Source organism: Arthrobacter sp. ASL1, assembly GCF_056680475.1.
Genome location: NZ_CM155284.1, coordinates 2,428,961 through 2,447,647, shown reverse-complemented (window position 1 = coordinate 2,447,647; position 18,687 = coordinate 2,428,961). Strand labels below are relative to the sequence as shown.

Below are 18,687 nucleotides of genomic sequence, written 5' to 3'. Positions count from 1 at the left end.
GTTCCGCCGATGTGCAGTGTCCGGAGGAGCGCCTAGAGGACGACCTGGCGGTTGACGTCCTTGTAGAGCAGGTAGCGGAAGTTGGACGGCCCGCCGGCATAGCAGGCCTGCGGGCAGAAGGCGCGCAGTGACATGTAGTCTCCGGCCTGGACCTCGACCCAGTCGGCATTGAGGCGGTAGACCGCCTTGCCCTCGAGCACGTAGAGCCCGTGTTCCATCACGTGGGTCTCGGCGAACGGGATCGAGGCGCCGGGTTCGAATGTGACGATGTTGACGTGCATGTCGAACGCCAGGTCCTGCGGGTCCAGCATGCGGGTGGTGCGCCATTTGTTGTCGGTACCGGGCATGGCCCCGGGGGCGAGGTCGCGTTCGTTGCCGACCACCGGGCGGGCGGTGTGCCCGGCGAGCGGCTGGTAGCGCTTGCGGATCCAGTGGAACTGGGTGGGATCGACGCCGTCGTTCTGCGCACTCCACAGGGTGCCCGCGGGAACGAAGGCGAAGCCGCCCGGGGTGAGGACGTGCCGTTCGCCGTCGATGACGAGCTTGAGCTCGCCCTCCATGACGAAGACGAAGCCCTCGACCTCCGGCTGTGGTTCGGGGTGTTCGGAGCCGCCGCCCGCTGCGACCTCCATGATCGTCTGGGAGAACGTGGTGGCGCCGCCGGCAACCGGGCGGTTGAGCACCCAGGCGCGGGTTCCGGTCCATTCGGGCAGCACCGAGGTGACGATGTCGCGCAGGACCCCGCGCGGGATGACGGTGTAGGCCTCGGTGACAACGGCCCGGTCGGTGAGCAGGTCCGTCTGCGGCGGATGCCCGCCCTGGGCTCCGGAGTACGACGGCGACGCGGTGGTGGCGCGGGCAATGCTGGTCTCAGACATGGGATTCCTTTGCTGGTTGCGTGGGGCGGCCGAGGGCCAGGGTACGCAGCTGCTCGCTGCCGATCTCCACGGCGGACTCGACCTCGGCCGCCGTCAGGGCGCCACAGGCCAGCCCGCGGTGGATGAAGCCGGCGAGCGCCTTCGCGGTCGCCGGCTCGTCCATGATCGAGGACTCGATCCGGTGCACGTAGTTGCGCAGGCGCGCCGCGGCGGCGGCGAACCCGTCACGGTAGAACGCATAGGTCGCCAGGTAGCGGGTTGGCAGCTGGGCCGGATGAAGGTCCCAGCCCTGGTAGATCCCGCGTTCAAGGTGCCGGCGCACCAGCCGTGCGTGCAGCTTCCAGGCCTCCAGCGCGTGCTCCGGGTCGCCGACCGGCAGGATGTTCGTGGACCCGTCGGAGAGGTGGACGCCGGTACCGGCGACGGCGACCTGCATGACGGACTTGGCATAGTCGGCCGCCGGGTGCTCCATGGACTGGTAGGCAGCGGCGATCCCCAGGGAGGCCGAGTAGTCGTAGGTCCCGTAGTGCAGGGAGCTCACGCGTCCGGCGCCGGCATGGATGACCTGCGCGCAGGGCACCGTCCCGTCGGCCCCGAGGATCAGCTGCGGTGTCTCCATTTGCACCTCGAAGCGCAGCCGCCGGGGCGGGAGCTGGTGGGCGGCCTCAAGGCGTTCGCAGACGTAGACCATGGCCTCGACCTGGGCGACGGTGCTGACCTTGGGCAGCGTCAGGACCAACCCGTCGGGCAGTCCACCGCTTTCCATCAGGGCGCCGAGGAACAGGTCCAGGGTGCGCAGGCCGCGGGCCCGGGTCGAGGCCTCCAAGCACTTGAAGCGGATGCCGATGAAGGGTGGTGCGGTTCCGGCGGCGACGGCCTGGTTGACCGCGTGGGCGGCGCGGGCGGCGTCGGCGTCCTCCTCGGCGTCGGGGCGGTTGCCGTATCCGTCCTCGAAATCCAGGCGGAGGTCCTCGATGGGTTCGGCGGCGAGTTTGGCCTCCACAAGGTCCGCGGAGACCTCGACGCCGATCTCGCGGGCCAGGGCGGAAATACCGCCGGTAGCCTCGGCCGCGGCCAGTGCCTGCCGCCCCCAGTCGGCGGCCAGGTCCGCGGTGAAGACGTCGGCGGGGACGTAGGCGGTGTGGATCGGCTGGCGGGCCGGGGATGGGCCGGGGTAGGCGCGGGCGAGCAGCCGGTCGGTGGCGGCCAGCCGAACCTCCACGGCGGAGCGGGCCCCCTCGTCGAGCACGGTCCCGGTACTCATTTCTTTGCCAGTTCGGTGGAGAGCAGTCGATAGGCCGGCAGCGTCAGGAAGTCCTCAAAGTCCTCCTCGCGGCCGCTGACCAGCCGGCCGATGAGCTCGGCGGCGGGCTGGTAGTAGCTGGAGAAGGTCTCCGCGTTGTCGACCTCGCCGCGCAGCCGCTCGACCTCCTCGGCCAGGATGGAGGCGGCCAGCTCGGCGGTGATCGTGTTGCCGGTGTCCTCGGCGACGACCTGGTTGCGGATTTGCTGCCACACCTGGGAGCGGGATATCTCCGCCGTGGCCGCGTCCTCCATCAGGTTGTGGATGGCCACCGCGCCGTTGCCGGAGAGCCACACTGCGGTGTAGGCGACGGCGACGTACAGGTTGGCGTGCACCCCGGCCTCCGTGACCGCACCGGGCGCCGACTCGACGTCCAGCAGCATCGCCGAGGTGACCTCGACCCCGGGGCGCTGCCTCTCCAGCTGGTTGGGCTTCTCGCCCAGCACCGCGTTGAATTCCTCCTCGCAGACCTCAACCAGGTCCGGGTGGGCGACCCAGGAGCCGTCGAATCCGTCGCCGGCCTCGCGGGCCTTGTCGGCGTGGACCTTCGCGAAAGCCGCGGCGGTGACCTCGGGTTCGCGTCGGTTGGGGATGACCGCGGCCATGCCGCCCATGGCGAACGCCCCCCGCTTATGGCAGGTGGCGACCAGCAGGTCGGTGTAGGCGCGCATCATGGGGGCGGTCATGGCCACGTCGGCGCGGTCGGGCATGATGAACTTCGGCCCGGCCTCACGGAAGTACTTGATCATGCTGAACAGGTAGTCCCAGCGGCCCGCATTGAGGCCGGAAGCGTGATCGCGCAGTTCGTAAAGGATCTCATCCATCTCGAAGGCGGCCGGAATGGTCTCGATGAGCACCGTCGCACGGACCGTGCCGTGCGGGATGCCCAGTTCGTTCTGCGCGAAGGTGAACACGTCGTTCCACAACCGGGCCTCGAGGTGGGATTCCATCTTTGGCAGGTAGTAGAAGGGGCCGTCGCCGGAGGCGGCCAGGTGGGCGGCGTTGTGGAAGAAATGCAGGCCGAAGTCCACCAGTGCGCCGACGGCGGGTTTGCCGTCAATGATCAGGTTAGCCTCGGGCAGGTGCCAGCCGCGGGGCCGCACGACGACGGTGGCCAGCGGCGCGTCCTGGCGCAGCGTGTATTCCTTGCCCTCCGGGGACCGGAACGACAGCGTGCCGCGTGCGGCAGCCCCCAGGTTGGCCAGCGCATCGACCACGTTGTGCCAAGTGGGCGTGGAAGCGTCCTCGAGGTCGGCCAGCCAGACCTTGGCGCCGGAGTTCAAGGCGTTGATCGCCATCTTGGCCGGGCTGGCCGGGCCGGTGATCTCCACGCGGCGGTCGCGCAGCTGCTCCGGGGCCTCGGCGACCCTCCAGTCCCCGGCGCGCACGTCGGCGGTGTCGGGGAGGAAGTCCATGGTCCCGCTGGCCGAGGCTGCCCGGCGGCTGGAGGCCCGGGCGGCCAGCAGTGCGTCACGGGTCCCGGTGAAGCGCTGGTGCAGCTTTTCCACGAAGGCCAGCGCCTCGTCGGTAAGAATGTCATCGGCTCCGGCGACGTGGGGTGTGTGGGTCAGGCTGATGCTCATGGTGGCTGTCCTTACTTCGTGCTGGTACGGGCGGCGGTGGCAACGGCCTCGGCGACGTCGGCGGCGACGTGCGGGTCGAAGACACTCGGGATGATGTATCCGGGGTTCAGTTCCTCCGGGGAGACGCGGGCTGCGATGGCCTCGGCGGCGGCCACCAGCATCTCCGGGATGATGTCCACGGCTCCTGCGTCGAGCAGGCCGCGGAAGAACCCCGGGAACGCCAGGACGTTGTTGATCTGGTTGGGGAAGTCGCTGCGGCCCGTGGCCACGACGGCCGCATGGCGCCCGGCTTCGACCGGATCGACCTCGGGGTCGGGGTTGGCCATGGCGAAGACGATGGCGTCGTCGGCCATGGTGGCGACGTGCTCTCCGGTGATGATCCCCGGGGCCGAGACGCCGATGAAGACGTCGCTTCCGACGAGGGCCTCGTGGAGGGTGCCGCTGAAGTTCTCGGGGTTGGTGTTCTCGGCGAGCCAGGCGCGGTGGCCTTCGGCGTGCGCGTCGGCACGGGAGATCGCACCGTTGCGTCCGCACGCGATGATCTGGGTGGCACCGCGGGCCAGCAGCAGCTGGATGATCGCGTTGCCGGCGGCCCCGACGCCGGAGACGACGATGCGGACCTGGTCCATGGTCTTGCCCACGACCTTCAGCGCGTTCTCCAGGGCGGCCAGGGTCACGATGGCCGTGCCGTGCTGGTCGTCGTGGAAAACGGGGATGTCCAGTTCCTCGCGCAGCCTGGCCTCGATTTCGAAGCAACGGGGCGCGGCGATGTCCTCCAGGTTGACGCCGCCGTAGACGGGGGCGATCGCCTTGACGATGTTCACGATCTCGTCGGTGTCCTGGGTGGCCAGGCAGACGGGCCAGGCGTCGACGCCGGCGAATTGCTTGAACAGCGCGGCCTTGCCCTCCATGACCGGCAGAGCCGCCTCGGGCCCGATGTTGCCCAGGCCCAGGACGGCGGAGCCGTCGGTGACAACGGCGATGGTGTTGCGCTTGATGGTCAGGCGGCGGGCATCGGCGGGGTTCTCGGCGATGGCCATGCACACCCGGGCGACCCCGGGGGTGTAGGCACGGGAGAGGTCGTCGCGGTTGCGCAGCGGGACCTTGGGGGTGACCTCGAGTTTGCCGCCGAGATGCATCAGGAAGGTGCGGTCACTGACCTGGCGGACCGTGACGTCCTCGAGGGCATCAAGCGCGGCGCGGACGCGTTCCCCATGGGCTGCGTCGGTGGTGTTGCAGCTGACGTCCACGACCATGGAAAGGTGGGTCGATTCGGTGACATCCAGGGCCGTGATGGATCCGCCGGCCGCGCCGACGGCCGCGGCGAGTTCGCTGGTCGCCGTGAATGTCGCCGGCGTCTCGACGCGAAGTGTGAGTGAATACCCGGGGCTGGGACTCGCCATGCGATTCCTCCTGTTGCTCGATGAACGACAGACCGTCGTCGTGAAAATTTGTTTCCGTATAGTGGACATTATTATTTGAGGAATGGAAATGCAACCATTCCAGACAAGAAATTGGGACTATTTTCCGTCCGGTCTTCTCGCCTGACGGAAAAGCCTTCCCCGATTCCGGTAGTGTGGCGAGCAATTGCCTCTTCACCAACCGCCGACGATCGCCGTCGTCGTCCAAACCCAGGAGACCCCATGCCTGCCAAACCCGCCAACGGCGTCCAGTCCGTCGAGCGCGCCTTCGAGCTGCTTGAACTCATTGCACGGGCCGGTGGGGAATGCACCCTGAGCGAGCTGTCCCAGGAGACGCCACTGCCGTTGCCGACAATCCATCGATTGCTGCGCACGCTCGTGGGTATTGGCTACGTCCGCCAACTGCCGAACCGCCGCTACGCCCTCGGGCCGCGCCTGATCCGCCTGGGCGAGGTGGCGAACCGCCAGCTCGGTGCGGTGGCTTCGCCGTTGCTGCGCCAGCTGGTGCAGCAACTCGGCGAGTCGGCCAACCTGGCGGTGCTCGACGGCGACAGGATCACCTACGTCAGCCAGGCTCCCTCCCCCCACAGCATGCGCATGTTCACCGAGGTCGGGCGCCGGGCCGGTCTACACAACACGGGAGCCGGCAAGGCCATCCTCTCGGTCTTGGACGATGCACGCATCGATCGGCTCGTCGGACAGGCCGGCATGCCCGGACCGACCCCGAATGCGATCACCTCGTTGCCTGCCCTGCACGATGAAATCGAGAAGATCCGCAGCGTGGGCTTCGCCGTGGACGAGGAGGAACAGGAAGTGGGCGTGCGGTGCTTCGCCATGGCGGTCCCCGGCGCCCCGACTCCGATGGCGGTCTCCATTTCCGGCCCCGTCACCCGGGTGGACGACTCGTTGGCCGAGCGGGCGATCCCCGCACTGACCGCGGCGACCCGCAGCATCTCCGAGGCGCTGACCGGAGCCCAGGAGTAGAGGCCGCCGCGCTGGTTCAGGCGACGCGAACGGCTCCCCGGTAGTCCGGGGAGCCGGTCGCTGCATCCGGGAGCCCCTCGGGGCCGCGGGAGTGCCGTTCAGCCCCTCGGGGCAGGCGGGACCGATTCCGCCGCCCGCAAGACGCCGGCGGGCTCGAGGCCATCGGGCAGTTCGGCACGGACGCCTGCCGCCTCGCAGGCCTTGACGTGTTCGGCCAGGGCCACGGTGTACTGCTCGGAGGTGACCACCGGGACCTCCTCGCCATCGACGTCGACGACCTTGCCGTCGTCGAGACGGTCCCCGTCGCGCAACCCCAACAGCTGGTCCCGGCGCACCATCCGTGGCGGCGAGGCCACGAAAACCGAGGCGTCCTTCTTCGGATTGCCGAATTTCAGTTCATTGAAGAGCAGGTTCAGGGCAACGGCCATGATGGCGGCGGAGCTGATGCCGGAGTGCAGGATCGTCGAGAGCCACCCGGGGAACCCGGAGTAGAACTCGGGCATGACGATCGGGACCATGCCGAAGGCCAACGACGCGGAAACGATGATCATGTTCATGCCCTGGTCGTACTTGACCTTGGACAGGGTGCGGATGCCGCTGGCCGCGACGGTGCCGAACAACACGATGCCTGCGCCCCCGAGCACTGGCGTCGGCACGGCGGCGACGACCCTGCCCAGGATCGGCAGCAGGCCCAACACCACGAGGATGCCGCCGCCCGCGGTGACCACGAAGCGGCTCTTGATGCCGGTGATGGCCACCAGGCCCACATTCTGGGCAAAGGCGCTCTGCGTGAACGTGTTCAGGAACGGTGCGGCGATGCTGGAGACCATGTCGGCGCGCAATCCGTTGGCAATGCGCTTCTTGTCGACCTTGCTTCCCGTGATCTCGCCGATGGCCAGGATGTCGGCAGTCGTCTCGGTGAGGATGACCATCACGACGATCGTCATGGAGATGATGCCGCCAATCTCGAAGACGGGCGCCCCGAACGCCAGCGGTTGGGGCAGGGCGAAGATTGGACCGTGGCCCACGGCGGAGAAGTCGGCCGTGCCCAAAGCCCAGGCGACGAGCGTCCCGATGACGATCGCCAGCAGGATGGACAGGCGGGAGATCGCGGCGTTGCCGACCTTGCTCAGCAGCAGCACCAGCACGAGCGTGAAGGCGGCCAGCCCGATGTTCGCCAGTCCCCCGTACCCGTCGGCCTTTTCGTCACCGCCCATGGCCCAGCTGGCGGCCACCGGGGTCAGGGACAGGCCGATCATGGTGATGACGATCCCGGTGACCACCGGCGGGAAGAAGCGGACGATCCGGGCGAAGAACGGGGCGAGCAGGAATCCGATGACGGCGGCGGCCAGGACGGAGCCGAACACGGCCTGGATTCCGCCGTCGCCGTTGACGATGGCCACCAGGGTGGCCACCGAGGCGAACGAGGTCCCCTGGATCAGCGGGAGCTGGGCACCGAAGAACGGGATCCCCAGCGTTTGCAGGATGGTGGCCAGCCCTCCGACAAACAGGCAACAGGCCACCAGCATCGCCTGGTCTGCAGTGTCCAGGCCCGCCGCGGCTCCGATGATCAGCGGCGGGGCGATGATGCCGCCATACATGGTCAGGACATGCTGGAACCCGTAGGCCAGGGTCTTGCCCCACGGGAGGCGCTCGTCCTCGGGACGTGGCGGGGTGCCGGTGGTTCGACGGGTTCGACGTTGTGCAGCCTTCACGGCAGACCTCCTCAAGGGACGGTGGGGGGAAAGGGGGCGCCCGCGCTCTCGCGCGGGCGCCCCGGGGGTCCTGCCTAGCAGAAGCCTGCGGCGTTCTCCCAGATCGGATGGGTCGGCGCTACGCCCTCGCGCTGGATGGTCGCCTCGATCAGTCCGTAGGGGCGGTCGGCGGCGAAGAACACCTCATGCGGGTTGTCCTGCCCGAACGGCTCCAGGTCCACCAGGAAGTGGTGCTTGTTCGGAAGGGACATCCGGATCTCCTCGATCTCCGGATGCGCCTCCAGGACCAGCCGGCCCATCTCGAACATCGTCTGCTGCAGGGCCAGCGAGTGGGTCTGCGCGAATCCGCGGAGCAGCTGGGTGCGCACCGAGGCGTAGAGCGCGTTGTAGTCCAGGTCCCCGGCGGCGACGGCGTTGGCGTTGTAGCGCCAGCGGGCGTTGACGTCGGTGGCCAGGATCCGCTCGGAGGTCTCCTGCAGGGTCGTGTACTGGTCACGCGGGAAGCCGTGGAACTCGCTGCCGGTGGACTTCAGCACGGTCAGCCCGCTGAGGCCGCCGAGGATCTCCTGGCGCCCGTCGGCGATCTCCAGGACCGCGGTGCGGACCTCGCTCATGTTGCGTGAGAAGGCATGGTCGTGGTCCTCGATGCGGTCCCAGGTGTATTGCTCGGCGGCCCAGCGGCCACCGGTGACCCAGTCGAAGTTGCCGGTGAAGTGCTTGCCCAGGCGGACCAGGAACTCCTCGGGGGAACCGACGCCGTCGCGGGCGAGTCCGTAGACGGTGTTCTTCTGGGTGTCGGTGGCCACCACGTGGGCGTTGTCGCCCTCGGTGTGGGCGGCCTCGAAGTCGCCGTGTAGTTGCGAGGTGACGTTGAGGTCCTCGATCTGGTGGCGTGCGGTGTCGCGGGTGATCTTCACCAGGCGGACCTCGGCCTTGCCGTACTGGTTCTTGGCCAACACGATCTTGGTTCCCTGGTTCGTGGTCGTGCCGGTATCGGCTGCGGTGGCGGTCATGGTTCTAGCTCCCTCGGTAGGTGGAATATGCAAACGGGCTGATGAGCAGAGGTACGTGGTAGTGCTCGGTGGGATCGGCGACGCTGAAGCCGAGTACGACCTCGGGGAAGAAGGTTTCCGTGCCCTTCTTCCCGAAATAGGCCCCGGTGTCGAAGGTGATCCGGTAGTGGCCTGGTTCAACCTGTGTCGGGCCCAGGCCGCCGATCCGGCCATCGCCGTCGGTGGTGCCTGATCCGAGTTCCTGCCAGCCGGTGGCCGTCTTGGCCTCCAGCGTGGTCCTGACACCGGAGGCGGGCCTCCCGGTCCCGGTGTCGAGTACATGGGTGGTGATGTGGCTGCGATGCTGCGGTGCATTCATCTGCTGCTCCTGGGGTGGTGGCGTGGGTCGCGGCGCCCGCCGCGGGGAAGAACAAGGCACGACGGCGGTGCTGCTCAGCCGGGCGAGAGGAGGCCTCGCAGGCGCAGCAGGGCGATTTCGCGTAGCTGGGTGGCGGCTTCCTGCGTTTCGCGCTCCGGAGTGTTCTCCAGGCGCCGGTCGATCTCCGCGAGGATCTCGGCCGAGGTCCTGCCGGCCGCACGGATGAGGAAGACGCGGTTGAAGCGGGATTCATAGGCGGCATTGGCTGCGGCGAGACGTTCGGTGATGTCGGCGTCGATGCCCAGCCCCGACTGCTCGCCGTGGCTCAGCGTGGCCTCGGCCGTGTTTCCGGCGGCACGCTCGCCGATGCGTGGATGGTGCGCCAGCGCGGCGTCGACCTCGTGGGGCTCGAAGGGTGCGGCCGCGGAATGCGCGGTAGCCAGCAGCTCGTCCACGCTTGCGTAGGGGCGACAGGAGACGACGGCGTCGACCCACCGGTCAATGTCCACGCAGGGGCGCACTGTGGCCGAGGCCTGCTCGGCGGTCGTCTGGTTGAAGTCCATCAGGTCCATCGGGGTGCTCTTTCAGTCGGACCGCGTCGTCGCGGCACTGAACACCCTTGACCATTGGCGCGGACGCCAACTTGATTCGATGCTTCTGTATCGTGGAATTTTGCTTCCGCGAATACTGTAAGCCAGTTCACACCCCGGCTGTCAAGGGTCGCCGGAGGATTCATGCATTCGGGCCTGACCCCTTGATTAGCCGACACCAAGGCCTCACACTGTTTCCATACCTCAAAAATCTTTTTCCGCACTTCGAGAAAATGAGACAGGATGTGCACCGTGACGACTCTCGACAAGGCCACCCGCCCGGAGGCCGGAGGCCAGCCCCCGACTCCCCGGCCGGCCCACGATCCGACCGTGCCGTTCTACGCCGTCGGCGGCGCCGACCCCGATTTCGCGCTCCCCCCACGCCGCGACGCCCGGCACCCCGGGATCTGGGCACGGATCTTCACCCCCGGCCGCCGGAGGTAGTCCCGCCCGCTCGGCATTGCCATACCTAGCACCGCTATGCTTCACTACCTAGTAGTTCTAGGTATGGAGGCGTCATGCACATCGACAAGGACCTGGTCGCCGCGGCGGCCACCCCGCTGGTTCTGGGGATCCTCTCGGAAGGGGAGCTGCACGGCTACGCGATCATCAAGCGCGTCGGTGAGCTCTCGGAGGGGGACATGCAGTGGACCGACGGCATGCTCTACCCGTTGCTCCACCGACTCGAACGCCTCGGATACCTCTCCGCGTCGTGGGGCACCTCCGACGCCGGCCGACGCCGCAAGCACTACTCCATCACCAGCAGCGGCGAGGCCGCACTGGCCGAGCGGCAGCATCAGTGGGCCGTGGTCGCCGGTACCCTGCGCCAAGCCTGGCGATCCACAGGGCAATCAACCGCCCCCGCCACGGGATGGGCCTGATGGACGCCCACGCCCCGCTGGAGGCGCAGATCGAGCGCTGGCGCACCTATGTGCAGCGGCGCCAGGCCATTGCCCCGGCCGACCTCGACGAGCTCGAGGACCATCTCCGCGGCGAAATCGCCGACCGGCGATCCAGCGGGCTCGACGATGACGAGTCCTTCCTCGTCGCGATCAAGCGGATGGGCAACCTGGATGCCGTCTCCCGCGAATTCGCCCGCGAGCACTCCGACCGGCTGTGGAAGCAGCTCGTCCTCGTACCGGCGGACCGTGGATCCGCCAGCACGCCGGCCTGGCGGGAGCTCGCCGTGGTCCTGGGGCTCGCGGTCGGAGCCGGACTTGCCGTGAAGACGGGGGCTTCCTTGTTCGACCAGGAATCGGTGCTGGCCCGGAACATCGGGCTGCTGGTCGTCCCGTTCCCGGCCGCCTACTTCGCCTGGAAGCGCCGTCTGAGCGCGCGCAGCGTGGGAATCATCGCGCTGGCCTTCGCCACCCTGGCCGTCCTACTCAATGCCTATCCGGTGGTCGCCGGTGGTTCCACCGAGCTGTTGGTCATTCTGCACGCCCCGGTGGTCCTGTGGATGCTGGCCGGGGCCGTCTACGCCGGCGGCCGGTGGCGCTCCGACGCGCGGCGAATGGACTTCGTGAGGTTTACCGGGGAACTCGCGATCTACTTCGTTTTGCTGGCACTGGGCGGCGCCGTCCTGATCGGGCTTACGTTCGCGGTCCTGCAATTGGTGGACGTGGACCTCGAACCGGCCATGGAGGCCTGGATCCTGCCCTTTGCCGTTCCGGGGGCGCTGGTGGTGGCTGCGTGGCTCGTGGAAGCCAAGCAGAATGTCGTGGAGAACATCGCCCCGGTGCTCACCAAGGTGTTCACGCCCCTGACGCTGCTCATGCTGCTGTCCCTGCTCGCGGCCCTCACGGTCTCCGGGGGACTCGTGGACGTCGACCGCGAGCTGCTCATCCTGATGAACGCCATCCTGGTGCTGGTCCTGTGCCTGCTGCTCTACGCGGTCTCCGCGCGGGATTCCCTGGCACCGCCGGGCCTGTTCGACGCGCTCCAGCTGGTGTTGGTCCTGACCGCCGTTGCCGTCGACGCGGTGATGTTGGTTGCCATGCTCACCCGCATCGCCGAATTCGGCACCAGCCCGAACAAGATCGCCGCCGTGGGCCTGAACCTGTTGCTGCTGGTCCACCTGCTCCGGTCGGCCTGGCTTGGCTTTGGATTCCTGCGTCGGCGGCGCGCATTCCCAGAACTGGAACGCTGGCAGACCAGGTACCTGCCGGCCTACGGCGCGTGGGCGCTGCTCGTGGTTGCCGTCTTCCCACCCGTCTTCGCCTTCACCTAACACGCAAGACAGCGGGCGGGGGCGCCAGGTCGGCACCCCCGGACCGCTCACCGCACCGCGTTGACGTCCGCCAGCTGGTACCTTTCGAAGGCCTGACGGGGCGCCTCCGCGTCGACCTCGCCACGGGCGGCCAGCATCTGCAAGGCACGCACGACGACGGAGTGCGCGTCGATCGCGAAGTACCGGCGGGCTGCTGCGCGCGTGTCGGAGAAGCCGAAACCGTCGGCGCCCAGGGTCGCGAAATCGTTCGGTACGAACTGCCGGATCTGGTCCGGGACCTGGCTGGCATAGTCGCTCACCGCGACGACCGGGCCGGTGGCGCCGGCCAGCTTCTCGGTGACATAGGCACGACGCGCGGACACATCGGGGTTCAGGAAGGCCTCGCGCTCGGCGGCGACGCCGTCGCGGCGTAGTTCGTTCCAGCTGGTGACGGACCACACGTCGGCCGAGACGCCCCATTCCTCGGCGAGGATCCTCTGGGCTTCCAGGGCCCAGGGGACTGAGACGCCGGAGGCCAGCAGCTGGGTGCGCGGTCCGTCGACGGTAGCCGGGGCAAGAAGGTAGATGCCCTTGAGCAGGCCCTCGACGTCCAGGTCCGCCGGTTCGGCGGGCTGGAGGATCGGCTCGTTGTAGACGGTGATGTAGTACATGACGTTGGGGTCGGCGTGTTCGCCCCCATACATGCGCCGCAGGCCGTCCTTGATGATGTGGCCGATCTCGTACCCGTAGGCAGGGTCGTAGGTGACCACTGCCGGGTTCGTCGCCGCGAGCATCGGGGAGTGGCCGTCGGCGTGCTGCAGGCCCTCGCCGGTGAGCGTGGTGCGCCCGGCGGTGGCGCCGATGACGAACCCGCGGGCCATCTGGTCCCCCGCCGCCCAGAAATAGTCGCCGGTGCGCTGGAACCCGAACATCGAATAGAAGACATAGACGGGGATGAGCGGTTCGCCCTGGGTCGCATAGGCCGTCCCGGCCGCGGTGAACATCGAAACGGCGCCCGCTTCATTGATCCCCGGATGGATGAGTTGGCCCTGCGCCGACTCCTTGTAGGCGAGCACCAGCTCCCGGTCGACGGACAAATACGACTGGCCGCCGGGGTTGTAGATCTTGGCGCTCGGGAAGAAGGCATCCATCCCGAACGTCCTGGATTCATCCGGGACGATGGGCACGATCCTCCGGCCGAATTCCTTGTCGCGCATGAGGTCCTTGAGCAGGCGGACGAAGGCCATGGTGGTCGCGGCTTGTTGCTTGCCGGATCCACGTTTGGCGACCTCGTAGGCCTTGTCGTCGGGCAGGTGCAGCGGTTGGTGCTTCGTCCGGCGTTCCGGAACCGACCCGCCCAGGGCGGCACGGCGTTCCATCATGTACTTGATCTCCGGGGCATCGGCACCGGGGTGGTAGTACGGCGGGGAATACGGGTCGGCCTCGAGCTGTTCGTCGCTGATCGGGATGCGCAGGTGGTCGCGGAAGGCCTTGAGGTCCTCCAGGGTCAGCTTCTTCATCTGGTGGGTCGCGTTGCGGCCCTCGAAGTGCGGGCCCAGCCCGTAGCCCTTGACGGTCTTGGTCAGGATGACCGTGGGCTTGCCCTTGAACTCGGTGGCAGCCTTGTAGGCGGCATACATCTTGTGGTAGTCATGCCCGCCGCGCTTGAGGTTCCAGATCTGCGCGTCATTCAGGTCAGCGACCATTTCCTTGGTCTGCGGGGACTTGCCGAAGAAGTGCTCGCGCACGAACCCACCGGATTCGGCCTTGTAGGTCTGGTAGTCCCCGTCGGGGGTCTGGTTCATGATGTCCACCAGGGACCCGTCGTCGTCCTTGTCCAGCAGCTCATCCCACTCCCGGCCCCAGACGACCTTGATCACGTTCCAACCGGCACCGCGGAAGAAGGCCTCGAGTTCCTGCATGATCTTCCCGTTGCCACGCACCGGCCCGTCGAGGCGCTGGAGGTTGCAGTTGATCACGAAGGTGAGGTTGTCCAGCTGCTCGTTCGCGGCCAGCTGCAGGAAGCCGCGCGAGTCGGGTTCGTCCATTTCACCGTCGCCGAGGAACGCCCAGACGTGCTGGTCGGAGGTGTCCTTGATCCCGCGGTTGTCCAGGTAGCGGTTGAGCTGGGCCTGGTAGATCGCGTTGGCCGGTCCGATGCCCATGGACACGGTGGGGAATTCCCAGAAGTCGGGCATCGAGCGCGGGTGTGGGTAGGACGGCAGGGCGTGGCCGGCCTTGGACTTCTCCTGCCGGAACCCGTCGAGGTCGATCTCGCTCAGGCGGCCTTCCATGAAGGCGCGGGCGTACATGCCGGGGGAGGCGTGGCCCTGGAAGAAGACCTGGTCACCGCCGCCGGGGTGGTCCTTGCCGCGGAAGAAGTGGTTGAACCCGACCTCGTACAACGTCGCGGCACCGGCGTAGGTGGAGATGTGTCCGCCGACCCCGATGTCAGGGTGCTGGCCGCGGTGGACCATGATCGCCGCGTTCCAGCGCATCCAGGCCCGGTACCGGCGCTCGATCTCCTCGTTGCCCGGGAACTCGGGTTCCTGGTCCACCGGAATCGTATTCACATAATCAGTGGTCTGGGGTCGCGGGACATCGACGCTGTGGGTGGAGGCACGGTCCCAGAGGCTGCGCAGGATCTCGCCGGCCTGTCGCGTCCCCCGGTGGCGGACGAGCCCGTCAAGGGATTCGATCCATTCGGCGGTCTCCTCGGGGTCGGGGGCGGCCAGGGTGGGGGAATCGTCGATGATGCTCATGCGTGCCTCTCTGCAGCGGCGGGGGCCCGTCGAGGGTCCACGGTCAACATGACGTAAACTATCACGATGTGGAATAAAAATCTCATCTGACAATATCAGGTGACGTTCCCCGGTCTTCTCCGGAAAAATCCCTGCCCGCCGGAAAGCATTTCCCAAACAACTCTTGCCCACGTCCCGGCGGGGTGCTGCACTGTTTCCCATGACCACCGTCATCGCCATTGGAACGAAGAAGGGCCTCTGGCTCGCCACGAGCCAGGACCGCCGCACCTACACTCTGAGCGAGCCCCACTTCCTGAACCTGGAAGTGCCCTCGGTCGCCATCGATACCCGCGGGCCGACCCCGCGGATCCTCGCCGGCGTCAACGACTGGCATTGGGGGCCCACCGTCGTCTACTCCGACGACCTCGGTGCCACCTGGTCCGAACCGGAGCATGGGGCCATCAAATTCCCCGAGGACACCGGAGCCGCGCTGGGACGCGTGTGGCACCTGCATCCGGACACCGCCGACCGTCCCGGCGTCGTGTGGGCAGGCTGTGAACCCATCTCGGTCTGGAAGTCGACCGACGGCGGAGAGAACTTCGAGTTGAACCGTGGCCTCTGGGACCACCCGCACCGCCCCGAATGGGGCGAGGGTTTCGGCGGCGCAGCGGCCCACACCATCCTGCCGAATCCCCTCGATGACCAGACGGTGCACATCGCCATGAGCACGGGAGGGGTGTACCGTACCCGCGACGGCGGAACGACGTGGGAGGCAAAGAACCGGGGCATCTCTGCGGGCTTCCTGCCGGGCGAGGAGCCGGAGTTCGGCCAGTGTGTCCACCGCATCACCGCCGACGCGGCCAATCCCGAACGGCTCTATGCGCAGAACCACGGGGGCGTCTACCGTAGCGACGACGGCGGGGACCGGTGGGTCGACATCGGCAGCGGGCTGCCCGCGGACTTCGGGTTCACGTTCCTCGCGCACCCGCGCACCGCGGACACCGCCTGGACCCTCCCGCTGCAGGCCGACTCCCAGCGCATCCCGCCCGATGGCCGTCTCAGCCTCTACCGCACCTCCGACGCCGGCGCCAACTGGACCGAGCAGCACACGGGCCTGCCCGGCAACGAGTTCAACGTCGTCCTGCGCGATGCCGCCGACATCGACCTTCCCGGCCCCGAGGGCACCGCAGGGCTCTACTTCGGGACCCGCGGTGGCGAGGTGTACGCCAGCAACGACGAGGGGGAAACGTTCCTGCAGGTTGCCGACCGGCTGCCCGACGTGCTCAGCGTGCGCGCAGCATCCGTGGGTTGAGCACCGTGGCCACCGCTGTCCTCGAGATTCCGGGAACCCTTGCCCCGGTCTGGGGAGATCGCCGCAGCGCCGTGATCGACTACTCCGCCGGCTCCTCCGTGGCGACGTTCCTGGATGTGGCCGGTGCGGACCACCCGCGTTTTGGCAGGCGCATCCGTGACGAGACCGGTGCCGTGCGCAGGTACGTCAACGTCTTCGTCGACGGCGAGAACATCCGGGCCATGGCCGGCCTGGACACCGTGGTGCCGGACGGAGCACGCGTCATGGTCATCCAATCCGTCGCCGGAGGCTGAGCTCCGCGACCGGCGATAAGCTGGAAACCCCGCCAGCGTCCCGAAGGAACCAGCCACATGCCCGCAGCCCCCACACCGCCGCACGGGCCACATGCCCCGGGCAAAGCCGCCCGTGGCGGAGGCGGGAGGATCAGGACCGCGGTGGCCGGGTTGCCGCCGTCGTGCTTCGCCTTCGTGATGGCCACGGGGATCGTCTCCACCGCGTTGCTGGCGTCCGGGCGTCCGGTCCCGGCCGAAATCCTGTTCTGGGTGGCCCTGTCGGCATTCGGCATCTTGCTGGTGGCGACCCTTTGGCGGGCGGCCACGTCCCCCGGCCGGTTCGCGGCGGACGCCTTGTCACCGGCAACCACGTTCGGCTTCTTCAGCTTCGTCGCGGGCATGAACGTCATCGGCCTGCATTTCGACATGACCGGCCGCCCCACCGCAGGACTCGTGCTGGCGGTCATCGCCGCGATCGCCTGGCTGGTGCTCAACTACCTCATCCCGTGCATCCTGTTGCTCCGGCCGCATGAGCGGCCCGTCCTCTCAGATGCCAACGGCAGCTGGTTCCTGTGGGTCGTGGCGACCCAGTCAATGGCTGCCGCCGCCGCATCCGCCGCCGGGGTGCACCACAGCTCCGCCTACGCTGCGGTGGCTGCCGCCCTGTGGAGCGTGGGCGTGGTGCTGTATCTGTTGGTCGGGACGCTCGTCACCTTGCGGTTGATCACCCGGGCGAACCGGCCCGAGGACCTGAGCCCCACCTACTGGATCTTCATGGGAGCCACGGCGATCTCCGTGTTGGCCTGCAGCAGCCTACTGGAGCTTCCGGACGCCTTTCCGGCAGTTGCCGCGATGCGCGGCTTCCTCACCGGGGCGGGCCTCATCCTCTGGTCCACGGGATTGTGGTGGGTCCCGCTGCTCATCATCTTCGGCATCTGGCGCCATGTCGTCCACCGCCACCATTTCCGCTACGAAACGGCCCTCTGGTCGATCGTCTTCCCCCTGGGCATGCTCGCCACGTCGTCCATGGCATTCGGCAAGGTGCAGGGGATGCCGGTCGTCGAGGCCATCGGCCAGGCCGCGGTCTGGGTGGCGGTTCCGGCTTGGGCCGTTGTCGTGGTCCTCATGCTCGCGGCCGCCGCAGGGTGGATGCGTCGCCGGGCTGATGACGGCCAGACAGCCACGGCCTAGGCTGACCCCATGAGCAACCTCGAATTCCGGCCGCAAGAGGTCGTCTGCACCGGGGATCCCGATGCCCCGAAGAGTGCCGAACCCCTGGAACCACTGGAACTTCTGGTTCCACGCGACGTTCCACTCGGGGGGCCACGGGCGATGAACGTGCGCCGCACCCTGCCCCAACGCCGCCGCAGCCTCATCGGAGCGTGGTGCTTCCTGGACCACTACGGTCCCCAGGACATCTCGGGCCGGGCCGGCATGAACGTGCCCCGCCATCCGCACACCGGGCTGCAGACCGTCAGCTGGCTGTTCACCGGCGAGATCGAGCACCGCGACTCCACCGGTGCGCACGCCATGGTCAGGCCCGGGGAACTGAACCTCATGACCGCCGGCAGCGGCATCAGCCACTCCGAGTTCTCCACCCCGGAAACCACCATCCTGCACGGGGCCCAGTTGTGGGTCGCCCTGCCCGACGCCACCCGCGGCTCCACCCCCGGATTCGAGCACTACCGCCCCGAGCCCGTCGTCGGCGATGGCTGGACCGCCCGTGTCTTCCTCGGAACACTGCTGGGCAGCACCTCACCGGTGGCCTCGCATACCCCGCTGCTCGGCGTCGAGATCCTCCTGGACGACGGCGCCTCGCTCACGGTCGAGCCCGACGCCGGCTTCGAGCACGGCGTCCTGCTCGACACCGGGTCCCTGCTCCTCAACGGCCAGGACGTTCCGGCTGGCCACCTGGCCTACCTGCCCCCCGGCGGACGCCCGCTGACCATGACGGCTCACGACGGCGGCACACGCCTGCTGCTCATCGGGGGGCCGCCGATGGACGAGCAGATTGTCATGTGGTGGAACTTCGTGGGCCGTTCACACGAGGAGATCGTCGAATACCGCAGGATCTGGCAGGAGGAGATCGGCGCCTCGGCGGGCGAGGAGCGGCCGCCGGCCGAGGAGGGCGCGGCAGCCGCATCGAAGGCCGCAGGGCACCGCCCCCACTTCGGCCCGTTTCCCCCGGGCCAACCGGCGGCCCTGCCCGCGCCGGCCCTGCCGAATGCGCGCATGCGGCCACGCGGCTGAGCCCAGCCACGCCGACCCGCCCGGCCCGCGCCCAGTTCAGGGCCGGCCGGTGCGCACG

The 18,687-nt window shown here is 68.1% G+C and carries 17 protein-coding genes; 8 read left to right on the top strand and 9 right to left on the bottom strand.

Going from position 1 to position 18,687, the window contains the following annotated elements; translation table 11 throughout:
- Positions 1 to 32: 32 nt before the first annotated feature.
- From AC1MEQ_RS11580 to AC1MEQ_RS11565, 4 genes are read right to left on the bottom strand one after another with little or no spacing between them, the layout of a single operon-like run.
- Positions 33 to 878 (bottom strand): bifunctional allantoicase/(S)-ureidoglycine aminohydrolase, encoded by an 846-nt coding sequence (locus AC1MEQ_RS11580; protein WP_479790897.1) that lies wholly within the window; start codon positions 876 to 878, stop codon positions 33 to 35.
- Positions 871 to 2,142, bottom strand: a complete 1,272-nt coding sequence (locus AC1MEQ_RS11575) for a DUF6986 family protein (protein WP_479790895.1) — start codon at positions 2,140 to 2,142, stop codon at positions 871 to 873. Before AC1MEQ_RS11575 ends, AC1MEQ_RS11580 begins: the two co-directional genes overlap by 8 nt.
- The gene (gene aceB / locus AC1MEQ_RS11570; protein ID WP_479790894.1) at positions 2,139 to 3,764 is read right to left on the bottom strand and encodes a malate synthase A; all 1,626 of its coding nucleotides are present in this window, start codon (positions 3,762 to 3,764) and stop codon (positions 2,139 to 2,141) included. Before aceB ends, AC1MEQ_RS11575 begins: the two co-directional genes overlap by 4 nt.
- 11 nt (positions 3,765 to 3,775) lie before the next feature.
- On the bottom strand, positions 3,776 to 5,167 hold the full coding sequence (locus AC1MEQ_RS11565; protein WP_479790893.1) for an NAD-dependent malic enzyme: 1,392 nt from the start codon (positions 5,165 to 5,167) through the stop codon (positions 3,776 to 3,778).
- A 240-nt stretch (positions 5,168 to 5,407) separates the two neighbouring features.
- Here AC1MEQ_RS11565 and AC1MEQ_RS11560 point away from each other — a divergent pair, with 240 nt between their 5' ends.
- Positions 5,408 to 6,169, top strand: a complete 762-nt coding sequence (locus AC1MEQ_RS11560) for an IclR family transcriptional regulator (protein ID WP_479790892.1) — start codon at positions 5,408 to 5,410, stop codon at positions 6,167 to 6,169.
- Between the two features lie 98 nt (positions 6,170 to 6,267).
- On the opposite strand, the gene AC1MEQ_RS11555 is transcribed toward AC1MEQ_RS11560, so the two are convergent.
- From AC1MEQ_RS11555 to uraD, 4 genes are all read right to left on the bottom strand, one after another.
- Positions 6,268 to 7,884 carry a nucleobase:cation symporter-2 family protein gene (locus AC1MEQ_RS11555; protein ID WP_479790891.1) on the bottom strand — a complete coding sequence of 539 codons (1,617 nt, stop codon included), beginning with the start codon at positions 7,882 to 7,884 and terminating at the stop codon, positions 6,268 to 6,270.
- A 74-nt stretch (positions 7,885 to 7,958) separates the two neighbouring features.
- Positions 7,959 to 8,897 carry a factor-independent urate hydroxylase gene (pucL, locus tag AC1MEQ_RS11550; protein ID WP_479790890.1) on the bottom strand — a complete coding sequence of 313 codons (939 nt, stop codon included), beginning with the start codon at positions 8,895 to 8,897 and terminating at the stop codon, positions 7,959 to 7,961.
- Positions 8,898 to 8,901: 4 nt separating this feature from the next.
- Positions 8,902 to 9,255 carry a hydroxyisourate hydrolase gene (gene uraH / locus AC1MEQ_RS11545; protein ID WP_479790889.1) on the bottom strand — a complete coding sequence of 118 codons (354 nt, stop codon included), beginning with the start codon at positions 9,253 to 9,255 and terminating at the stop codon, positions 8,902 to 8,904.
- A 74-nt stretch (positions 9,256 to 9,329) separates the two neighbouring features.
- A complete protein-coding gene (gene uraD, locus AC1MEQ_RS11540) occupies positions 9,330 to 9,827 on the bottom strand; it encodes a 2-oxo-4-hydroxy-4-carboxy-5-ureidoimidazoline decarboxylase (protein WP_479790888.1) in 498 nt (165 codons plus the stop codon).
- 270 nt (positions 9,828 to 10,097) lie between these two features.
- Here uraD and AC1MEQ_RS11535 point away from each other — a divergent pair, with 270 nt between their 5' ends.
- The 3 genes from AC1MEQ_RS11535 to AC1MEQ_RS11525 all read left to right on the top strand — a co-directional run bounded on the left by AC1MEQ_RS11535 (position 10,098) and on the right by AC1MEQ_RS11525 (position 12,075).
- On the top strand, positions 10,098 to 10,289 hold the full coding sequence (locus tag AC1MEQ_RS11535; RefSeq protein WP_479790887.1) for a hypothetical protein: 192 nt from the start codon (positions 10,098 to 10,100) through the stop codon (positions 10,287 to 10,289).
- Between the two features lie 74 nt (positions 10,290 to 10,363).
- The gene (locus AC1MEQ_RS11530; protein WP_479790886.1) at positions 10,364 to 10,726 is read left to right on the top strand and encodes a PadR family transcriptional regulator; all 363 of its coding nucleotides are present in this window, start codon (positions 10,364 to 10,366) and stop codon (positions 10,724 to 10,726) included.
- The gene (locus tag AC1MEQ_RS11525; protein WP_479790885.1) at positions 10,726 to 12,075 is read left to right on the top strand and encodes a permease prefix domain 1-containing protein; all 1,350 of its coding nucleotides are present in this window, start codon (positions 10,726 to 10,728) and stop codon (positions 12,073 to 12,075) included. Before AC1MEQ_RS11530 ends, AC1MEQ_RS11525 begins: the two co-directional genes overlap by 1 nt.
- Before the next feature lie 47 nt (positions 12,076 to 12,122).
- Here AC1MEQ_RS11525 and aceE read toward each other — a convergent pair whose 3' ends face one another.
- A complete protein-coding gene (aceE, locus tag AC1MEQ_RS11520; RefSeq protein ID WP_479790884.1) occupies positions 12,123 to 14,816 on the bottom strand; it encodes a pyruvate dehydrogenase (acetyl-transferring), homodimeric type in 2,694 nt (897 codons plus the stop codon).
- A gap of 199 nt (positions 14,817 to 15,015) precedes the next feature.
- Here aceE and AC1MEQ_RS11515 point away from each other — a divergent pair, with 199 nt between their 5' ends.
- The 4 genes from AC1MEQ_RS11515 to AC1MEQ_RS11500 are packed head-to-tail and all read left to right on the top strand — an operon-like array spanning position 15,016 to position 18,629.
- The gene (locus tag AC1MEQ_RS11515) at positions 15,016 to 16,107 is read left to right on the top strand and encodes a WD40/YVTN/BNR-like repeat-containing protein (protein ID WP_479790883.1); all 1,092 of its coding nucleotides are present in this window, start codon (positions 15,016 to 15,018) and stop codon (positions 16,105 to 16,107) included.
- A gap of 5 nt (positions 16,108 to 16,112) precedes the next feature.
- Positions 16,113 to 16,400 carry a MoaD/ThiS family protein gene (locus AC1MEQ_RS11510; RefSeq protein ID WP_479796115.1) on the top strand — a complete coding sequence of 96 codons (288 nt, stop codon included), beginning with the start codon at positions 16,113 to 16,115 and terminating at the stop codon, positions 16,398 to 16,400.
- Positions 16,401 to 16,457: 57 nt separating this feature from the next.
- Positions 16,458 to 17,570, top strand: a complete 1,113-nt coding sequence (locus tag AC1MEQ_RS11505) for a tellurite resistance/C4-dicarboxylate transporter family protein (RefSeq protein WP_479790882.1) — start codon at positions 16,458 to 16,460, stop codon at positions 17,568 to 17,570.
- A 9-nt stretch (positions 17,571 to 17,579) separates the two neighbouring features.
- Positions 17,580 to 18,629 (top strand): pirin family protein, encoded by a 1,050-nt coding sequence (locus AC1MEQ_RS11500; RefSeq protein ID WP_479790881.1) that lies wholly within the window; start codon positions 17,580 to 17,582, stop codon positions 18,627 to 18,629.
- The last annotated feature ends 58 nt before the right edge of the window (positions 18,630 to 18,687 follow it).